We start from the raw sequence: 16,286 nt of genomic DNA, 5'->3' as shown, positions 1-16,286 counted from the left end.
TTCACTCCAATTCCGGCACTGCCGCCGGTTCAGGTCCGCACCACCTTGTCCAGCGTGATCGGCAGATCGCGCACCCGCACGCCGGTCGCGTTGTACACCGCGTTCGCGATCGCGGCCACCACGGCCGTGATGCCGATCTCGCCGATACCGCGCACGCCGAGCGAGTTGATATAAGGATCGGGCCGGTCGATGAAGGTGATGTCGAGCGTGCCGATATCGGCATTCACCGGCACGTGATACTCGGCGAGGTTCGCGTTCGTGAAGCGTCCAAAGCGCGCATCGAGCGTGCTTTCCGCCTGCAGCGCCGCGCCGATGCCCCATACGATGCCGCCCATCATCTGGCTGCGCGCGGTCTTCTGGTTCAGCACGCGGCCGACGTCGTACACCGCGACCACGCGCGGCACGCGGATCGTGCCGAGCTCGGCATCGACGTGAACCTCGACGAACACCGCGCCGAACGAGTGGAACGAGTACTTCTGCTTCTCGTCGCCGGGCTTCACGGTCGCGCTCGCCTCGATCGGCTTGCCGCCCGCGCGCGCGATGATCGCCGCGGCCGGATCGCGCTTGCCCGGTTGCGAGCGGCTCACGACCCAGCCGCTTGCGACGGTGACGTCATCGAGCGGCAGGCCATGCACGGGCGACGCCGCATCGGCAAGCGCCAGCGCGATCAACTGGCTGCGCGCCTGGCTCGCCGCGTCGCGCACCGCGGGCGACACGCTGGCCGCCGACTGCGAGCCGCCCGAGACCGGCGCACGCGGCAGCGACGAATCGCCGAGCGCGAAGTGGATCTGCTCGGGCGTGAAGCCGAGCGCATCGGCGGCGACCTGGGTCATCACCGTGTAGGTGCCGGTGCCGATGTCCTGCGTGCCCGATGCGACCATCGCGGTGCCGTCCGGCAGAATCTGCGCAAGCGCCGACGCCTCGCTGCGGTTGGCCGGATAGGTTGCGGTCGCCATGCCCATGCCGATCAGCGTGTTGCCGTCGCGCCTCGAACGTGGCGCGTGCGGGCGGCGCGACCAGCCGAACTTCTCGGCGCCGATCTGATAGCACTCGCGCAGCGACTTGCCCGACCACGGCTTGTGCTCCTGCGGATCGCTGTCCGCGTAGTTCTTCAGGCGCAGCGCGAGCGGGTCCATCTTCAGCGCGACGGCGAGTTCGTCCATCGCCGATTCGAGCGCGAACGAGCCGGTGGTTTCTCCGGGTGCGCGCATGAAGGTCGGCGTGCCGACATTGAGTTGCACGAGCCGGTGCGTCGTTATCTGGTTGGGCACCGCGTACAGCATGCGCGTGACCATGCAGCAGGTCTCGGTCCAGTCTTCGATCATCGACGTGTTCGAGATGCTGTCGTGACGCATCGCGGTCAGCGTGCCGTCATGCCGCGCGGCGATCACGAAGTGCTGCTCGGTGCGCGGCCGCGCGCCGACCGGGCCGAACATCTGCGGGCGTTCGAGCGCGAGCCGCACGGGCCGCCCGGTTTGCCGCGCGGCCATCGCGCACAGCGACACGTGCGACCACGACGAGCCCTTGCAACCGAAGCCGCCGCCGATCAGCGGCGAGATCACGCGCACGTCGGACACAGGGATGGCGAACGTCTTCGCGAGCACCTGCGCGGCGCCGCTCACGCCCTGCGTCGAGTCGTAGACCGTCAACTGCGGGCCGTCCCATTGCGCCATCGTCGCGTGGGGCTCCATCGGGTTGTGGTGCTCGATCGGCGTCGTATAGGTCGCTTCGATATGCACGTCGCCGCTTTGCATGCCGTCCTCGAAGCTGCCGCGCTGCGTGTCGGTCTGGCGGCCCTGCGGCTTGTCCGGCGCATGCGCGTGCGCCTTCGCCTGCTCGAAGTCGAGCGCCGCGGCGCCCGGTTGATAGGCGATGCGCAGCTGGCGAGCGGCATCGGCCGCATGTTCGAGCGTATCGGCGACGACCACCGCGATCGGCTCGTTGCTGTAGTGCACTTCGTTATCCTGCAGAAGCGACAGACGCCGGGCGGCCGGCGGCGCGAGCGCGGGCCGGCCGCCATTCGGCAGGCGCGGCGCGTTCCGGTAGCTCATCACGAGCAGCACGCCGGGCACGGCCTCGGCGCGGCTCGCGTCGATCGACGCGATCGTGCCGGCCGCGATCGTGCTCGTCACGAGCACCGCATGCGCGAGGCGCGCCCCGGGGAATTCGGCTGCATAACGCGCGTCGCCGGTCACCTTCAGCAGACCGTCGACGCGATCGAGCGGTTGTCCGATCAGATTCATGCGACACCTCCCGCGTTACCGGCGGCCTGGTTGACCGCGCGCACGATCGCGCGTTGCGCGAGCTGCACCTTGAACGCGTTGTCGTGGCGCGGCTGCGCGCCACTCAACGCGGCCGCGGCGGCGTTCTTCAGCGTGGCCTGGCTGAGCGGCTGGCCGCTCAGCATCTGCTCGGCCACGTTCGCGCGCCATGGTTTGTGCGCGACACCGCCGAGCGCGATGCGCGCGCTCTGAACACGCTCGCCGTCCATCTGCAACGCGGCCGCGACCGATACGAGCGCGAACGCGTAGCTCGCGCGGTCACGCACCTTCAGATAGTGCGAATGCGCGCTGAAGAGCGGTGGCGGCAGATCGACCGCGGTGATCAGCTCGCCGGGCTGCAAGGTGGTATCGACATCGGGCCGGTCGCCCGGCAGCCGATGGAAATCGGCGAACGCGATCGTGCGCTCGCCCTTGGGACCGCTCACGCGCACCAGCGCATCGAGTGCGGCCAGCGCGACGCTCATATCCGACGGGTTGACCGCAATGCATTGCGGGCTCGCGCCGAGGATCGCATGCGCGCGGTTATGGCCGTCGAGCGCCGCGCAGCCGCTGCCGGGCAGGCGCTTATTGCACTGCGTGAACGCGGTGTCGTAGAAGTAGCCGCAGCGGGTGCGTTGCAGCAGATTGCCGCCGACCGTCGCCATGTTGCGCAACTGCGCCGACGCGCCCGCGAGCAGCGCTTGCGACAGCAGCGGGTACTGCTCGCGCACCAGCGCGTGATTGGCCGCGTCGCTGTTGCGCACCAGCGCGCCGATGCGGATGCCGCCGCCGGGCAGCGTCGTCACCGAGTCGAGGCCGCCGATGTGCGTGATATCGATGAGCCGCACCGGCCGCGCGACGCCGCCCTTCATCAGATCGAGCAGATTCGTGCCGCCGCCGATGAATACCGCGCCCGGCTGTTGCGCGGCGCGCACCGCGCTGGCGACGTCGCCGGCGCGTTCGTAGGAGATCGCATCCATGTCGGTCTCCGTCAGGCGATGTCGTGCGCGGCGCGGACCGCGGCGACGATGTTCACGTACGCGCCGCAGCGGCAGATGTTGCCGCTCATGCGTTCGCGGATTTCGTCGTCGGTGAGCGCGGCGGGACGCGCGCGCACGTCGGCGGTCACGGTGCTCGCCGTGCCGTTGCGGAATTCGCTGAGCAGGGCGGTCGCCGAGCACAACTGCCCGGGCGTACAGTAGCCGCACTGGAACGCATCGTGTTCGATGAACGCGGCCTGCACCGGACTCAACGCGCCGTTGCTCGCGAGTCCTTCGACGGTCGTGATGTTCTCGCCTTCATGCATGACCGCGAGCGTCAGACACGAGTTGATGCGGCGGCCGTCGACGAGCACCGTGCAGGCGCCGCATTGACCGCGGTCGCAGCCTTTCTTCGTGCCCATCAGTCCCGCGTATTCGCGCAACGCGTCGAGCAGCGTTACGCGCGGTTCGAGCTGCAGCGTGTACGCGCGGCCGTTGACGGTCAACGTGACGGGGCGCGGCGGCACCACGGGGTTGCTTTGCGGCGCGGGTGAGGCGGGCGCCGGCGCTTGCGTTTGCGCGCGCAGATGCGGCGCCGCACCGATCGTCGCGGCGGCCGCCGCGGATTGCAGGAAGCGGCGTCGTGACAGTTGGGAAGGCGTGGTGGTGGGCTCGGCGGTGGACTCCGATGCGGGGGTGTCCCCGCAATGCTGACATTCTGTAGGCGTAGTCATGGCGATCTGTTGACTCCACTGAAAGGTCAATGCAGGCTGACGACGCGTCGATGTCCAACGCATCGCGCTGAAGCAAAACTATTGCGCAGCAATTTCAATGCCGTTGCAGCTACCACGGTATTAAAAACTCGCTGCAAGCGCAAAGCCGATCTGTGCAATAAACGCAGGCCAATACGCGCAATGATAGGGATGGAGCCCGGCTGGAGCCGCGCAAACACGGGCAAAAGTTGCACATTGCAACGGGGAAATGCGAGATCGAGCTCCGGGCTCAACGCGCCCGGCAGGCGGCCAGGATGCCTCGCAGCAAATCGATCGGCGGCGGCGGACATCCGGGGATCGTCACGTCGACCGGCAAGATCGACGAAACAGGGCCGCACACCGCGTAACTGTCGGCAAAAATGCCGCCCGTGCACGCGCATTCGCCTGCGGCAACGACGAGTTTCGGGGCGGGTGTCGCGTCGTACGCGGCGAGCATGGCCGCTCGCATATTCAGCGTCACCGGCCCGGTCACGAGCAGCAGGTCGGCATGCCGCGGACTCGCGACGAATTTGATTCCAAGTCCTTCGATGTTGTAGTACGGGTTGTTCAGCGCGTGAATCTCCAGTTCGCAACCGTTGCATGAACCCGCGTCGATCTGCCGGATGCACAGCGCCCGCCCGAGCAGATCGAGAATATCCTCGCGAATGCGTCGCTCCTCGTGATGCCACGCGTGTTCTGCCGCCGGTGCGGGTTCGCCGGGAAAATCGGTGCGCGCGAATTGCCGGATCAGTTGCCACATCAGAGATCGTGCCCCGCGTAGTTCAGGTTGAACGACTTGTTGATCAGCGGGAAATCGGGAACGATGTTGCCGATGATCGCGTGCTCGAGCGCCGGCCAGTTCTGCCACGACGGATCGTGGCAATGGCATCGGGTGATGACGTTGCCGGGGGCGAGATCGAGGGCGACGAATACGTCCCCCCGCCAACCTTCCACCCAGCCTATGCCTTGCGCGGGCGCCGTTGCAGGCGTCGTGGCGACGACCACCGGACCATCCGGAAGATTGGACAGCAGCGTGCGGATCAGGCGCAGGGATTCATCGATTTCGGCGAAGCGCACCGCGACGCGCGCGGCAACGTCGCCGCGCGCGTCACTGACCGCATTGACCGCTATGTCGTCATACGGAGCGGGCCGCAAGTTGGCGCGAACGTCGAAGGTTCGACCGCTGGCGCGGGCGGCCATGCCACGCACGCCAAAATGCTCGACGACAGCGGGGGTCAATCGGCCTGTGCCGAGGAATCGATCCTGCAGCCCGGACTGGTCATCGTAGACTTTGCGCATGACGTGGACCTCGCGTTCGATGCGTTCGCATTGCTCCGCCAGCACCGCCGCGTCGTCGGGGCGAACGTCGATCGATACGCCACCCGGCACGATCCGATCCATCAGGTACCGATGTCCGAATGTACGGGCGTTCATCCGTATCCAGTCCTCCTTGAGCCGCGAGAACTGCGCGAGTCCGAAGCCGAACCCGGCGTCGTTGCCCAGCGCGCCGAGGTCGCCGAGGTGGTTGGCCACGCGCTCGCGTTCCAGCAGAAGCGCACGCAGATACAGTGCGCGCTTCGACAGTATCGTGCCGCTGGCTTGCTCGAGCGCCATGCAAAAGGCCCATGAGAACGCGACGGTCGAGTCGCCCGCAATCCTGGCGGCCACCCGATGACCGCGCGATGCAGGAGTACGCTCGAACAGACGCTCGACGCCGCGGTGGGCATAGCCGAGACGTTCTTCAAGGCGCAACACCTTCTCGCCGACGACCGAGAAGCGGAAATGCCCCGGTTCGATGATGCCGGCATGAATCGGCCCGACAGCGATCTCGTGTACGCCATCGCCCGCAACCTGCACGAATGGGTAGTCCGCCTCGCTCGAATCAAAGTCTTCGACACCCGTCGCCTGCCGTTGCAGCGGGAAATAATCTTCGGGCCAGTTGCCGTGATTGAGCCACGGCCGCGTGTCCTGGGCGCCACGCGCCCGCAGGCCGAGCAGATCGAAGATCGCCCGTTGCATGCGAGTCGCGCACGCGAAAACGGTGGCGAGATCGGGATAGTCTCCACCGGCATCCTGCTTCCGCCCGATCGCGAGGCGTACCCACAATATGCCGTCATCGCATTCGTACGCGGCATTCACCGAGAAACCGTCTTCGCCTGCTTCGCTGCCCCACATTGCAACGAGGCGCCGCTGCTCGGATCTCGCGGTTCGCGCCAGCTCGAGCCACACTGATTCATCGGCGCTCACCACATGCGCTGGAATCTGGCCCGCACGGTGCGTGAGGCGGGTGGCGGCAATTTGCATCGATTCGAGTCGCATCCGTCACCCCGACAACATCGTTGCGGCCTGGCGATACCACGTCGCCAGGTAGGGTGGCACATAAAGCCCAAGCATCAGCCCCAAACCCAGATGCACGAATACCGGCAGCGGCGCGGGGCGATGCTCGAGCGGTTTGGCCGTCGTCGTTTCACCGAACACCATTTGCTGCACGCGCGCGAAGATCGCCGCGAATGCGACGGCGAGGCCGAGCAGCAACAACGGCGCCGTCCACGGTATCGTGTTCATCGCGGTCGTCAGGATCAGGAATTCGCTTGCAAACACACCGAACGGCGGCAGGCCGAGAATCGCGAGCGCGCCGAGCAGCATGCCCCAGCCGACCGTCGGGCTGACCTGCAGCAGCCCGCGAATGCCTTCGATCGCCTGGGTACCGGCTTTCTGCGTCGCGTGGCCAACCGCAAAGAAGATTGCCGACTTGACGAGGGAATGGACGGTCATGTGCAGCAGACCGGCGAACGTCGCGACCGGGCCGCCGAGGCCGAACGCGAACGTCATCAATCCCATATGCTCGATCGACGAATACGAGAACAGCCGCTTGACGTCCTTCTGCCGAAACAGCGAGAACGAGGCGATCAGCACCGACACGAGCCCGAACCCGACCAGCAATCGCCCCGGCAGGCCGTTGCCAAGCGCACCGTCCGCCAGCACCTTGCAGCGCAGCACCGCGTACAGCGCGACGTTCAGCAGCAGCCCGGACAGCACCGCTGAAATCGGGGTCGGGCCTTCGGCGTGCGCGTCCGGCAGCCAGTTGTGCATTGGCACGAGTCCGACTTTCGTGCCGTAGCCGACCAGCAGGAACACGAAGGCGATCGACACGATGGACGGGTCGAGGTGCGTCTTGACGGCGGCAAGGCTCGTCCACAGCAGCGCATCGCCGTCGGTCAGTTGCCGGCTCGCGGCGAGGTACAGCAGGATCGTGCCGAACAATGCCTGCGCGATGCCGACACCGCACAGGATGAAGTACTTCCAGGCGGCTTCGAGGCTCGCGGCGGTCCGATAGACGCTGACGAGCAGCACGGTCGCGAGCGTGGCGCCTTCCATCGCGACCCACAGCACGCCAAGGTTATTGGTCAGCAGCGCGAGCAGCATCGCGAACATGAACAACTGGTACATGCTGTGATAGAGGCGCATGCGCGTCGCCGTCATCCGGCCGCGCGCCTCTTCGACCTGCATGTACGGCCGCGAGAACAGCGACGTCGTCCAGCCGACGAACGCAGTCAGCGCGACGAGGTACACGTTGAAGGGATCGACGAAGAATGCGCGTTCGAACGCGAACGACGGTCCATGTTCGACGGTACGCGCGGCGAGCACGAGCGTCGCCGCGAACGTCACGGCGCTGAAGCCGGCGTTCAGGTTGCGCGCGACATGAGCGGGTCGCACGGCCGCAAGAGAGGCGGCCGCCACGAGCGGAATGCCGAGCACGGCGAGCACGACGTGGGCGTCATTCATCTTTGAGTGTCTCGAGGTGACGGATGTCCAGGCTGTCGAACTGCTCGCGGATCTGGAACATGAACACGCCCAGAATCAGAATCCCGACCAGCACGTCGAGTCCGATACCGAGTTCCACGATCATCGGCATGCCATTGGTGGCGGCCGTTGCGGCGAAGAACAGCCCGTTCTCCATCGACAGGAAGCCGATCACCTGGGGAATCGCCTTCGCGCGCGTGATCATCGCCATGAACGACAGCAGCACGCACGCAAGCGCGATCCCGAGCGTGCCGCGCGCGGCCGACGTCGCGAGCTGGCTGATCGGCGACGCGACGTTGAACGCGACGATCACGAGCACGATGCCGATCAGCAGCGTCGTCGGAATGTTGATGAGCGGCTCGACGTCGGCCTGAATGTCGAGCTTGCGCACGAGGCGATACAGGAGCCACGGAATCACGCCGACCTTCAGCACGAGCGTCAGTCCGGCCGACACGTACAGATGCGCATCACCGGTCACGAAACCGAGGATCAGGTTGGCCAGAACGAGCGCGACACCCTGTAGCGTATAGAGGTGGATCAGCGACAGGATGCGACGCTGACTCAGCATCGCGAACGACAGCATCAGCAGCACCGCCGCGAGAAAATTGATCAGTTGCGTCGCGTAGGTGTGCATTCATGCTCCCAGTAGCAGGTGAACGAGCATGCCGATCACCGCGAGCAGGAAGGCGGTCGCGAGGAACTCCGGGACCCGGAAAATCCGCATCTTCGCGTTGGCGGTCTCGACCACGGCCAGCGCGGCGCCGCCCGCCATCAGCTTGACGAAGAGTGCCGGCACCGCGAGCAGCAGCGCGAGCGGATTACCCGCCGCGGCGATCCCCCACGGCATGAACAGCGCAATGCCGATGCACGAGTAGGCGAACAGTTTGAGGCTGGCCGCCCATTCCATCAGCGCGAGGTGCCGCCCCGAATATTCGAGGATCAGCGCCTCGTGGATCATCGTCAGCTCGAGGTGGGTGGTCGGGTTGTCGACGGGCAGCCGCGCATTCTCGGCGAGCGACACCAGCGTGAACGCTATGCCGGCGAACGCCAGGCTCGGATAGATCGTCAGCTCGCTGTGTCCGAGCGTCGCGACGATGCTCGTGAGCAGGGTCGACTGCGTGATCAGCGAGGCCGACAGCAGCACCATCAGCAAGGCCGGTTCTGCCAGGAAACCGACCAGCATCTCGCGGCGCGCGCCGAGCGTGCCGAACGCCGTGCCGATATCCATCGCCGCGAGCGACAGCGCGACGCGCGCGAACGCAAACAGGCCGACGAGCGCGATCGCATCCGCGGCGGGAGACAGCGGCAATTCGGTCGACAGCGTCGGCACGATTGCACAGGCGAGCGTCATCGCCGCCCACACCACATAGGGCGCGCCACGGAACACCGGACTCGCGCCATAAGCGACGACGGATTCCTTGTTGAACAGCTTGTGGAGCATCCGGTACGGCTGCCAGATGCTGGGCGCGCGCCGGTTCTGCAGCCACGCGCGGCACTGGTTGACCCAGCCCGTGAGCAGTGGCGCCGCGGCAAGCGCCAGGACGATCTCGAGGGTTTGCGATAGCACGCCGGATACGGTCACCATCGTCTCACCAGAAGCAGGAGCACGATCAGCACGGCGAAGCTGTAGGTCAGGTACACGGCAATCTTGCCCGTCTGCAGTCGCCTCGCCCATTCCGCCGCGCGTTGCGTGAGTGCCGCGATACGGTCGTAGAGAATCGACCACGTGCGGTCAGCGACCGAGACCCGGTAAGCCGGCTGTGCGTCGAACGGCGTCGGCAGTTGCCGCTCGATGCGCAGCAGCGGCGCGAAGATCTCCCGGATCGGTTGCCCGAAGCCTTCCGCCGTATCCTGCATCCGCGCGGTCGTAAACGGGAAGCCGCAACTCCACGGCGCGGCCCGTCGCAGCCGACCGTGGTAGAAGCGCCGTACCAGCACCCACGCAAGGCCGCAGCAAGCGACGAAAAACAGCATGAACACGACGGGCATGTAACTCGCCCGCGCGGTCGACACCGGCACGAAGATCAGCCAGCCATGATTTTCCGCGCCGATCCCGGCACCGACGAGCACGCGCGTGACCCGGTCCAGCACCTTGACGAACTGCGTAGGCATCAGTCCGAGCAGTACACCGGCCACCGCGAACCAGCAGAACGCGAGCCGTTCCCAGGTATTCGCGTCGTGTGCGCGACTCAGTTTCGCTTCTCTCGGCTGCCCGAGGAAGACGATGCCGTAGAACTTGACCATCGTGTAACCGGCGAGAGCTGCCGTCATCGCGACGAGCGCGGCCGCAATCGGCACCGTCATCGCCAGCACGGAATTCTGCAGACCCGGCGTGAACAGGAAGCTTTGCAGCAGGAGCCACTCCGCGACGAAACCACTCATCGGAGGCAAGCCGGCGCTGGCTGCGACGCCAGTGAGCACGGCCCAGGCGGTCCACGGCATGACACGGATCAGGCCGCCAAGCTTGCCGAGATTGCGCTCCCCGGTGGCGTGCAGCACGGCCCCGGTGCCGAGGAACAGCAGGCTCTTGAAGGCCGCATGCGCGACGATCTGGTAGAGCATCGCGCTCAGCGCAAGCGCGGACAGGGCCGTCATCCCGTACGCGCGAAACAGCACCGCGAGCCCGAGCGAGACGATCATCAGGCCGACGTTGTCGATCGACGAATACGCGAGCAGGCGCTTCATATCGACCTGGATCGTACTGAACACCACGCCGAGCAGCGCGGTGCCGATACCCAGCACGAGCAGCAGCACGCCCCACCAGGCGAGTTGCACGTGCAGCAGGTCGAACACGGTTCGGATCAGGCCATACAGGCCGACCTTCAGCACGAATCCACTGAGCAGCGCCGATACCGGGGACGGCGCCGCGGGATGGGCGTCCGGCAGCCACACGTGCAACGGGAACACGCCCGCCTTGGCACCGAATCCAACCAGCGCGAACAGGAACGCGAGCGATGCCCACAACGCGTCGGGCGACTGCGCGCGCAGATTGGCAAACGTGTAGTCACCGGTGCGCGCCTGCAGGATGCCGAAGCAAAGCAGCAGCGCGAGCGCGCCGACGTGGGAGATCAGGAAATACAGGTAACCTGCGCGACGGATCTCGGCGATCCGATGGTTGGTCATCACGAGGAACGTCGCGGACAGCGTCAGCGTTTCCCAGGCGACCATGAACACATACGCATCGTCGGCGATGAGCACGAGCGCGATGCTCGCGATGCAAACGTGGTATTCGAAGCAGATGAGTCCCGGCGCGGACCCTTCGCCCTTACGGAAATAACCGGCGGAGAAGGCGCCGATCCCCGCGCTGACGACACCAAGCACGAACAGGAAATAGCCGGATAGCCCATCGACGCGCAGATGGAACGGCAACCCGGGCAGTCCGATCGGCAGCACCGCGGTGGCCGGTTCGGAGAAGATGCCGGCGAGTCCCGCCGCGCCCAGCAGCAGCCCTCCCAGCGCGCCGAGCGGAAACAGCCCGTGTGCAACGAATCGCGTGCGATGCAGTACTCCGAGACCTATCGTGCCGGTCGCAAGCCAGGCGGCCGCGACCAGCAGGACGAAATGGACGACCGTGAAGGGTGCCATCCGGATTTTCTCCAGTACGCTCGGATTGGGACGAGGAGCATGGAATGAGCTCCGGCTTGCCGGGCTCACTCAAACCGCATTATGACATCAGAAAACCAATCCGGATAACAGGATATGATAATGGCGTTATCATGTGAAACACATGTTAGAGCGAATCGGGCGCCTCTGTGCGCAGCTCATTGAGTGAAGATCCTATGCCTGCGCAGTACTTTCGAAGCCTGACGGGAAGACACCGCAGCACGACCGCGAACCGTCAGCTCGGGTTGTCTCTTGCCTTCGTGGCCGGCGCCACCAATGCCGGCGGCTTCCTCGCGGTCAAGCAATACACGTCCCATATGAGCGGCATCGTGTCGGCGATCGCGGACCAGACGGCGCTCGGGGACATCCGGCTCGTGTTGGCTGGCATCGGTCCGCGCTGCTGCTCCTGTTCGGTCTGCTCGGCAGCCACCTCGCGCTACGCGAAGCGTTCTTCGTCCCCGTGACCGTGATCCTGCTGTGCTTCATCATGGGGCTGCAGAATGCGATGATCACCAAGCTGTCGGGCGCGGAGATCCGTACCACACACATGACCGGCATCGTCACGGACCTCGGAATTGAGTTGGGTAAGCTTTTTTACTGGAATCGATCGGCGCTCATTGACGACGCGCACGCGGTCATCGCAAACCGCGCGAAGCTGAAGATCCACGGCACGATGCTCGCGTCGTTTTTCGTGGGCGGCCTGATCGGCGCAATCGGTTTCAAGCATGTGGGCTACGTGTCGACCGTGCCGCTCGCCGGCGTGCTCGTCACACTCGCGATCGTGCCCGTCGCCGACGATGTGCTGGCCTATCTCTATCGGTTCGAGCGCAGGCACTGACCTCATAGGAGGCGGGGTGAATCCTCGTCGAAAGCAAATGCATTATAATTTGGTTAGCATATTCGCCGACCCGTCCTTGTAATGGAAACGAAAACCGCACGCCTGACCGTCCTGATCGACCCCGCCAAGAAAGAAGCATTTGAAATGCTCTGCTCGGCGCAAGATCTGACGCCGTCACAAGTCGTCCGCCAACTGATCCGCGAGTATCTCGAGAGTCACGGCGTGACCTACAAGACCAAGAGTCCACTCGCCAAGCGGGGAAAGTGACGCCCAGGTCGAGGCGTGGTGCCGGTCAACCGCCGATTTCCCAGTGCCCTTGCCCTTGCGCATGCCAGATCAGCCGCTTCGGATCGAGGCGCTCTCCCGCTTTCAGGTGGCGAGCAGTGACGGACAGCTTGAGTTCGCCTGCAAAGCCAAACGAGAGGGCGCGCTCGAACAGGACCTGTCTGGGGCGGCAAACGACGCCCGCTTTTCCAGGCAAACGCGACTAAGTTGCTGTCGTCGCCGCACCGAACGATCGCATAGGAAACGCCAAATACCGATTTCAGCCGCTCGAGGTGCCGCGGTATGGCCGGATCATCGTCCGTAAAGTTGATGACGAGGACGCCCGTCTCGGTTAAACGCTCGCGACAGGCGGCGAAGAACGCGATGTCCGCACACCGGCTCGCCATCCCTTCCGCACCAAACGCATCAAGCAGGATCACGTCCGTGCGGATGTGATCCTTCGTCAAGTAGTCCGCGCCATCGGCGCAAACCACCTTGAACCGCGCGTCGTCCGCCGGAATCCTGAACACGTCACGCAGCGCGATCACCTCGGGGCTGATCTCGACTGCGTCGATCGCGACCTCTGGCAGATGCCGATAGCAATACTTCGCCAGCGATCCCCCGCCTAGTCCGATCATGCAGATGTGCGTGGGAGCTGGCTGCAGCAGCAGAAATCCCATCATCGCGCGTGTATAGCCGAGGGTGAGCTTCTCCGGATTCCTGAGCGACATGAAGCTCTGAGTGGCGAAGTGATCGAAGTGTAGCGACACCGCGTGCTGCGTCTCCAGCACAAACGGTTGCTCATTATTGATCGGCGTGGACATGAATTTGACGAACGCGTCGTACGAGGTTCGATCCTCAGCCATTCTCGGTATGCTCGGGTAGCCAGACAGTCGATTGAATCATGCACTGCGGACCGCGCTTCCGGGCGGGGCCGCCAACGGGGAACGGCCCGTCAGACCTTCTTCAGAAAGCAGGCCTTGAGCATGAAGCTGCCGGCGTCCGTCTTGCAGTCGATTTCGTGATCGCCACCGACGATCCGGATGCTTTTCACCTTGGTGCCCATCTTCAGCGTGATCGACGAGCCCTTGACGCGCAAATCCTTGATCAGCACGACCGAATCACCGTCCGACAGCACGTTGCCGTTCGCATCCTTGACGACGCTGCCCGCCGGTTCATCGCTCGCGTCGGCGCCAGCGTTCGCCGACCATTCGTGACCGCAGTCCGCGCACACGTACAGCGTGCCGTCAGGGTAAGTGTTTTCCATTGTGCATTGCGGGCATGAAGGGGCAGCGTTCATTGCAGCTTCCATTGAAACGATTTTGAGTCAGTCAGTAAAAAACAGGCGAGCAACCCGCCAGGCCTGAGCCGGTCGTCGTGCCGGCGGCTCGTGGGTGCACAAAATTATAATGCAATACACATTCTCTTACCGTCCAATTATCATCTGACTTTCAGTCCCATTCATCAGACTTACGGGTAGCTTCGCCGCGGATGTCGACAGGTTTGAACTGGATGGAAAATGTCCGCTTTGCGGGTGATAAATTTGGAACTGGCCAACCGGGCCAAAATGGAGTCGGTGCTATGAGCAAAACCGATCGGGGATAACACCTGATTGCCGCGCGCGTTCGCGGGCGACCGAGTATCGCGACGTCGCGGCGCAATAGGCGAGGGAGGGATGATCATGGCGAAGCTGCGCATTGCGACGTTCAACATCAACGGTATCCGCTCGCGGCAGGCGGCGCTATTGCAATGGCTCGAGCGCGAGGCGCCGGACGTCGTCTGCCTGCAGGAACTGAAGGCGGTGGATAACGCATTTCCAGTCGACGCATTGCGCGACGCCGGTTATGGCGCCGTGTGGCAAGGCCAGAGCGCATGGAACGGTGTGGCGATTCTGGCCAAAGGCGACGCACCGCTCGAACGTCGGCGCGGTCTGCCCGGTTTCGAAGACGACACGCATAGCCGTTACATCGAGGCCGCGGTCGGCGGCGTGCTGATCGTGTGTCTGTACCTGCCGAACGGCAATCCGCAGCCCGGCCCCAAGTTCGACTACAAGCTCGCGTGGTTCGATCATCTGATCGCGCATGCGGCGCAGCTCTACCAGAGCGGCCACCCGGTCGTGATCGCTGGGGACTTCAACGTCGTGCCAACCGACGAAGACATCTACAACCCGCGCTCGTGGCTAAAGGACGCGCTGCTGCAGCCGGAGAGCCGCGAACGTTATCGCGGGCTGCTCGCGCAAGGCTGGACCGATGCGCTGCGCACGCATTTCGGCGACGAACGCGTGTACACGTTCTGGGACTATTTCCGCCGTCATTGGGATACGAATTCGGGGCTGCGCATCGACCATCTGCTGCTGAGCGCCGACCTCGCGCCGCGCCTGCGCGATGCGGGCGTCGACCGTTGGGTGCGCGGCGAACCGCATGCCAGCGACCACGCGCCGACGTGGATCGAACTGGAAATGGGCGCCGGCCGCAAGAAGAAGAGCGGCTAGTGAAGCGGCGGGCGATCCGCTTGCGGCGGATCGCCCGCTTTGGCGCGACTGCTTCGCGCTGTTGATCGGCGCCTATGATCCGGCGCCGTGCCTGCTTCAGTCGTAGTCGCGACCGCCGCGCGACCACAGCGCGCCCATCACGAACCCGGCGAGAGCAACCACGGCCAGCGTCGTGAACGGGTTTTCGGCCGTCGCATCGCGCACGAGGCTCGTCGTATTCGCGCATAACTGTTGCGCCTTGCCGCTCAATTCGCGCGCCTTGCCCGCCACCTGCGCGCTGGTGTCGCCGACTGCATCGCCGACCGCGCTTTGCACCTTGCCCGCGACTTCCTTTACCGCGCCTGCCGCTGAATTCGTATCCATATGCATCGCTCCTGTTGTCATATTTACGTGCGGGTCCGCTGCAATTGCAACGCGCTCGCACAAGGGCGCCGCGCAAGCCGTGCCAGTGCGGCGTGAGCCTGCGTCAGTGACGAAAGGGGTGCAAGAAGTGCGCCCGGCGACGGGACGCCATGCATCCGGCTAAACGGGACGTGCTGCAACATCATCGTCGGCGCCCGAAATTGATGCCGACGAACACGGCCAGCAGCATCAGAAAACCGCCGAACAGCAGCGCGGCATTGACGAGCACCTGGCGCAGCCCGAGCGTTTCGACGTCGATGAACGGATACGGATAAAAATCCGACAGGCTGCCGCGCCAGAACGTGATGCCGAGATAGGCGAGCGGATAAACGAGCCACAGCGGAGCGTGGCGCAACCGCAGATGAAAACGCGGCACGAACAGCACCCAGTAGAGCGCGGCGAGCATCGGCAGCACGCTGTGCAGCGACTCGTTGAGCAGGCGCCGGTAGGGCGACAGCGGCCACAGTCCGCGCAACAGCAGGTTGTACGCGATGCCGACGAACACGATGTACGCGACCACCGCGGTCACGACCGTGGGCTGCCGGAAAAAGCGCACGAGCGGCGAGCGGTGCTTCCACAGCACGATGCAGGTGAAGCAGAGCGCACTGGCGAGCACCGTCAGATTGGTCAGGTAGCTGCTCATGCGCGCGAGCGCGTCGAACACGGTGAGCCCGCGCGCGAGCGAACACGGTGAGCCCGCGCGCGAGCGAACGATCGATCGTCAGGTCGGCTTGCGCGAGGATCGCCATCCACGCGATCAGCGCAATGACCGCCGCCAACGTCAGCGACGACACACTGGGCGTATGCAGCGGCAGCTCGGGTTCGCGCTGCGGAACGAGGGTAGGGCGCATGCGCTCGATTCTACGCGCGGTGCGCGCGCGGCTGCATGGG

14 protein-coding genes and 2 pseudogenes are annotated in these 16,286 nt (G+C 64.9%); 3 read left to right on the top strand and 13 right to left on the bottom strand.

The genetic code is table 11. The features are described from left to right. Positions 1-29: 29 nt before the first annotated feature. From HDG39_RS28055 to hyfB, 9 genes are all read right to left on the bottom strand, one after another. Positions 30-2,243, bottom strand: coding sequence for a xanthine dehydrogenase family protein molybdopterin-binding subunit (locus HDG39_RS28055; RefSeq protein ID WP_184010581.1), 2,214 nt, complete (start codon positions 2,241-2,243; stop codon positions 30-32). Then, complete coding sequence (locus tag HDG39_RS28050; RefSeq protein WP_184010579.1) at positions 2,240-3,241, bottom strand: FAD binding domain-containing protein; 1,002 nt, start codon at positions 3,239-3,241, stop codon at positions 2,240-2,242. The genes HDG39_RS28055 and HDG39_RS28050 overlap by 4 nt, the downstream gene beginning before the upstream one ends. Before the next feature lie 11 nt (positions 3,242-3,252). After that, complete coding sequence (locus tag HDG39_RS28045; protein WP_184010577.1) at positions 3,253-3,975, bottom strand: (2Fe-2S)-binding protein; 723 nt, start codon at positions 3,973-3,975, stop codon at positions 3,253-3,255. Positions 3,976-4,243: 268 nt separating this feature from the next. Further along, the gene (locus HDG39_RS28040) at positions 4,244-4,753 is read right to left on the bottom strand and encodes an NADH-quinone oxidoreductase subunit B family protein (RefSeq protein ID WP_184010575.1); all 510 of its coding nucleotides are present in this window, start codon (positions 4,751-4,753) and stop codon (positions 4,244-4,246) included. Next, complete coding sequence (locus HDG39_RS28035; RefSeq protein WP_184010573.1) at positions 4,753-6,312, bottom strand: hydrogenase large subunit; 1,560 nt, start codon at positions 6,310-6,312, stop codon at positions 4,753-4,755. Before HDG39_RS28035 ends, HDG39_RS28040 begins: the two co-directional genes overlap by 1 nt. A 3-nt stretch (positions 6,313-6,315) precedes the next feature. Beyond that, on the bottom strand, positions 6,316-7,779 hold the full coding sequence (locus HDG39_RS28030; protein ID WP_184010571.1) for a hydrogenase 4 subunit F: 1,464 nt from the start codon (positions 7,777-7,779) through the stop codon (positions 6,316-6,318). Continuing rightward, a complete protein-coding gene (locus tag HDG39_RS28025) occupies positions 7,772-8,431 on the bottom strand; it encodes a formate hydrogenlyase (protein WP_184010569.1) in 660 nt (219 codons plus the stop codon). The genes HDG39_RS28030 and HDG39_RS28025 overlap by 8 nt, the downstream gene beginning before the upstream one ends. Next, the gene (locus HDG39_RS28020) at positions 8,432-9,382 is read right to left on the bottom strand and encodes a respiratory chain complex I subunit 1 family protein (protein WP_184010567.1); all 951 of its coding nucleotides are present in this window, start codon (positions 9,380-9,382) and stop codon (positions 8,432-8,434) included. It lies immediately after the preceding gene. Beyond that, positions 9,376-11,382: a hydrogenase 4 subunit B gene (hyfB, locus tag HDG39_RS28015; RefSeq protein WP_184010565.1), complete on the bottom strand. Its 2,007-nt coding sequence runs from the start codon at positions 11,380-11,382 to the stop codon at positions 9,376-9,378. The genes HDG39_RS28020 and hyfB overlap by 7 nt, the downstream gene beginning before the upstream one ends. A gap of 194 nt (positions 11,383-11,576) precedes the next feature. On the opposite strand from hyfB, the pseudogene HDG39_RS28010 reads away from it, so the two are divergent. Together HDG39_RS28010 and HDG39_RS28005 are read left to right on the top strand one after the other, a co-directional pair. Further along, a pseudogene (locus HDG39_RS28010) lies at positions 11,577-12,238 on the top strand (YoaK family protein). An 81-nt stretch (positions 12,239-12,319) separates the two neighbouring features. Beyond that, entirely contained in the window at positions 12,320-12,505 is a 186-nt protein-coding gene (locus HDG39_RS28005) for a ribbon-helix-helix protein (protein ID WP_184010563.1), read from the top strand. 25 nt (positions 12,506-12,530) lie between these two features. Here HDG39_RS28005 and HDG39_RS28000 read toward each other — a convergent pair. Beyond that, positions 12,531-13,368: pseudogene (locus tag HDG39_RS28000) on the bottom strand (spermine/spermidine synthase domain-containing protein). An 89-nt stretch (positions 13,369-13,457) separates the two neighbouring features. Beyond that, the gene (locus HDG39_RS27995; protein ID WP_184010561.1) at positions 13,458-13,802 is read right to left on the bottom strand and encodes a zinc ribbon domain-containing protein YjdM; all 345 of its coding nucleotides are present in this window, start codon (positions 13,800-13,802) and stop codon (positions 13,458-13,460) included. A gap of 381 nt (positions 13,803-14,183) precedes the next feature. On the opposite strand from HDG39_RS27995, the gene xth reads away from it, so the two are divergent. Next, positions 14,184-14,993: an exodeoxyribonuclease III gene (gene xth / locus HDG39_RS27990; protein ID WP_184010559.1), complete on the top strand. Its 810-nt coding sequence runs from the start codon at positions 14,184-14,186 to the stop codon at positions 14,991-14,993. 96 nt (positions 14,994-15,089) lie between these two features. Here the strand turns inward: xth and HDG39_RS27985 are convergent, their stop codons facing one another. Together HDG39_RS27985 and HDG39_RS27980 are read right to left on the bottom strand one after the other, a co-directional pair. Then, the gene (locus tag HDG39_RS27985) at positions 15,090-15,356 is read right to left on the bottom strand and encodes a CsbD family protein (protein WP_018424751.1); all 267 of its coding nucleotides are present in this window, start codon (positions 15,354-15,356) and stop codon (positions 15,090-15,092) included. 181 nt (positions 15,357-15,537) lie between these two features. After that, the gene (locus HDG39_RS27980; RefSeq protein WP_409259212.1) at positions 15,538-16,038 is read right to left on the bottom strand and encodes a Pr6Pr family membrane protein; all 501 of its coding nucleotides are present in this window, start codon (positions 16,036-16,038) and stop codon (positions 15,538-15,540) included. Between the last annotated feature and the right edge of the window lie 248 nt (positions 16,039-16,286).

Origin of the sequence: Paraburkholderia lebeckiae, assembly GCF_014201005.1 — a bacterium.
Classification (GTDB): Bacteria; Pseudomonadota; Gammaproteobacteria; order Burkholderiales; family Burkholderiaceae; genus Paraburkholderia; species Paraburkholderia tuberum.
This window is presented reverse-complemented; position numbering and strand designations above follow the sequence as displayed.

Coding starts and splice junctions, on each gene's coding strand:
- HDG39_RS28045 (WP_184010577.1), bottom strand. CDS start 3,975: ATGACTACGCCTACAGAATGTCAGCATTGCGGGGACACCCCCGCATCG.
- HDG39_RS27995 (WP_184010561.1), bottom strand. CDS start 13,802: ATGAACGCTGCCCCTTCATGCCCGCAATGCACAATGGAAAACACTTAC.
- HDG39_RS28050 (WP_184010579.1), bottom strand. CDS start 3,241: ATGGATGCGATCTCCTACGAACGCGCCGGCGACGTCGCCAGCGCGGTG.
- HDG39_RS27985 (WP_018424751.1), bottom strand. CDS start 15,356: ATGGATACGAATTCAGCGGCAGGCGCGGTAAAGGAAGTCGCGGGCAAG.
- HDG39_RS28030 (WP_184010571.1), bottom strand. CDS start 7,779: ATGAATGACGCCCACGTCGTGCTCGCCGTGCTCGGCATTCCGCTCGTG.
- HDG39_RS28035 (WP_184010573.1), bottom strand. CDS start 6,312: ATGCGACTCGAATCGATGCAAATTGCCGCCACCCGCCTCACGCACCGT.
- HDG39_RS28020 (WP_184010567.1), bottom strand. CDS start 9,382: ATGGTGACCGTATCCGGCGTGCTATCGCAAACCCTCGAGATCGTCCTG.
- hyfB (WP_184010565.1), bottom strand. CDS start 11,382: ATGGCACCCTTCACGGTCGTCCATTTCGTCCTGCTGGTCGCGGCCGCC.
- HDG39_RS28005 (WP_184010563.1), top strand. CDS start 12,320: ATGGAAACGAAAACCGCACGCCTGACCGTCCTGATCGACCCCGCCAAG.
- HDG39_RS28025 (WP_184010569.1), bottom strand. CDS start 8,431: ATGCACACCTACGCGACGCAACTGATCAATTTTCTCGCGGCGGTGCTG.
- HDG39_RS28055 (WP_184010581.1), bottom strand. CDS start 2,243: ATGAATCTGATCGGACAACCGCTCGATCGCGTCGACGGTCTGCTGAAG.
- HDG39_RS27980 (WP_409259212.1), bottom strand. CDS start 16,038: ATGAGCAGCTACCTGACCAATCTGACGGTGCTCGCCAGTGCGCTCTGC.
- xth (WP_184010559.1), top strand. CDS start 14,184: ATGGCGAAGCTGCGCATTGCGACGTTCAACATCAACGGTATCCGCTCG.
- HDG39_RS28040 (WP_184010575.1), bottom strand. CDS start 4,753: ATGTGGCAACTGATCCGGCAATTCGCGCGCACCGATTTTCCCGGCGAA.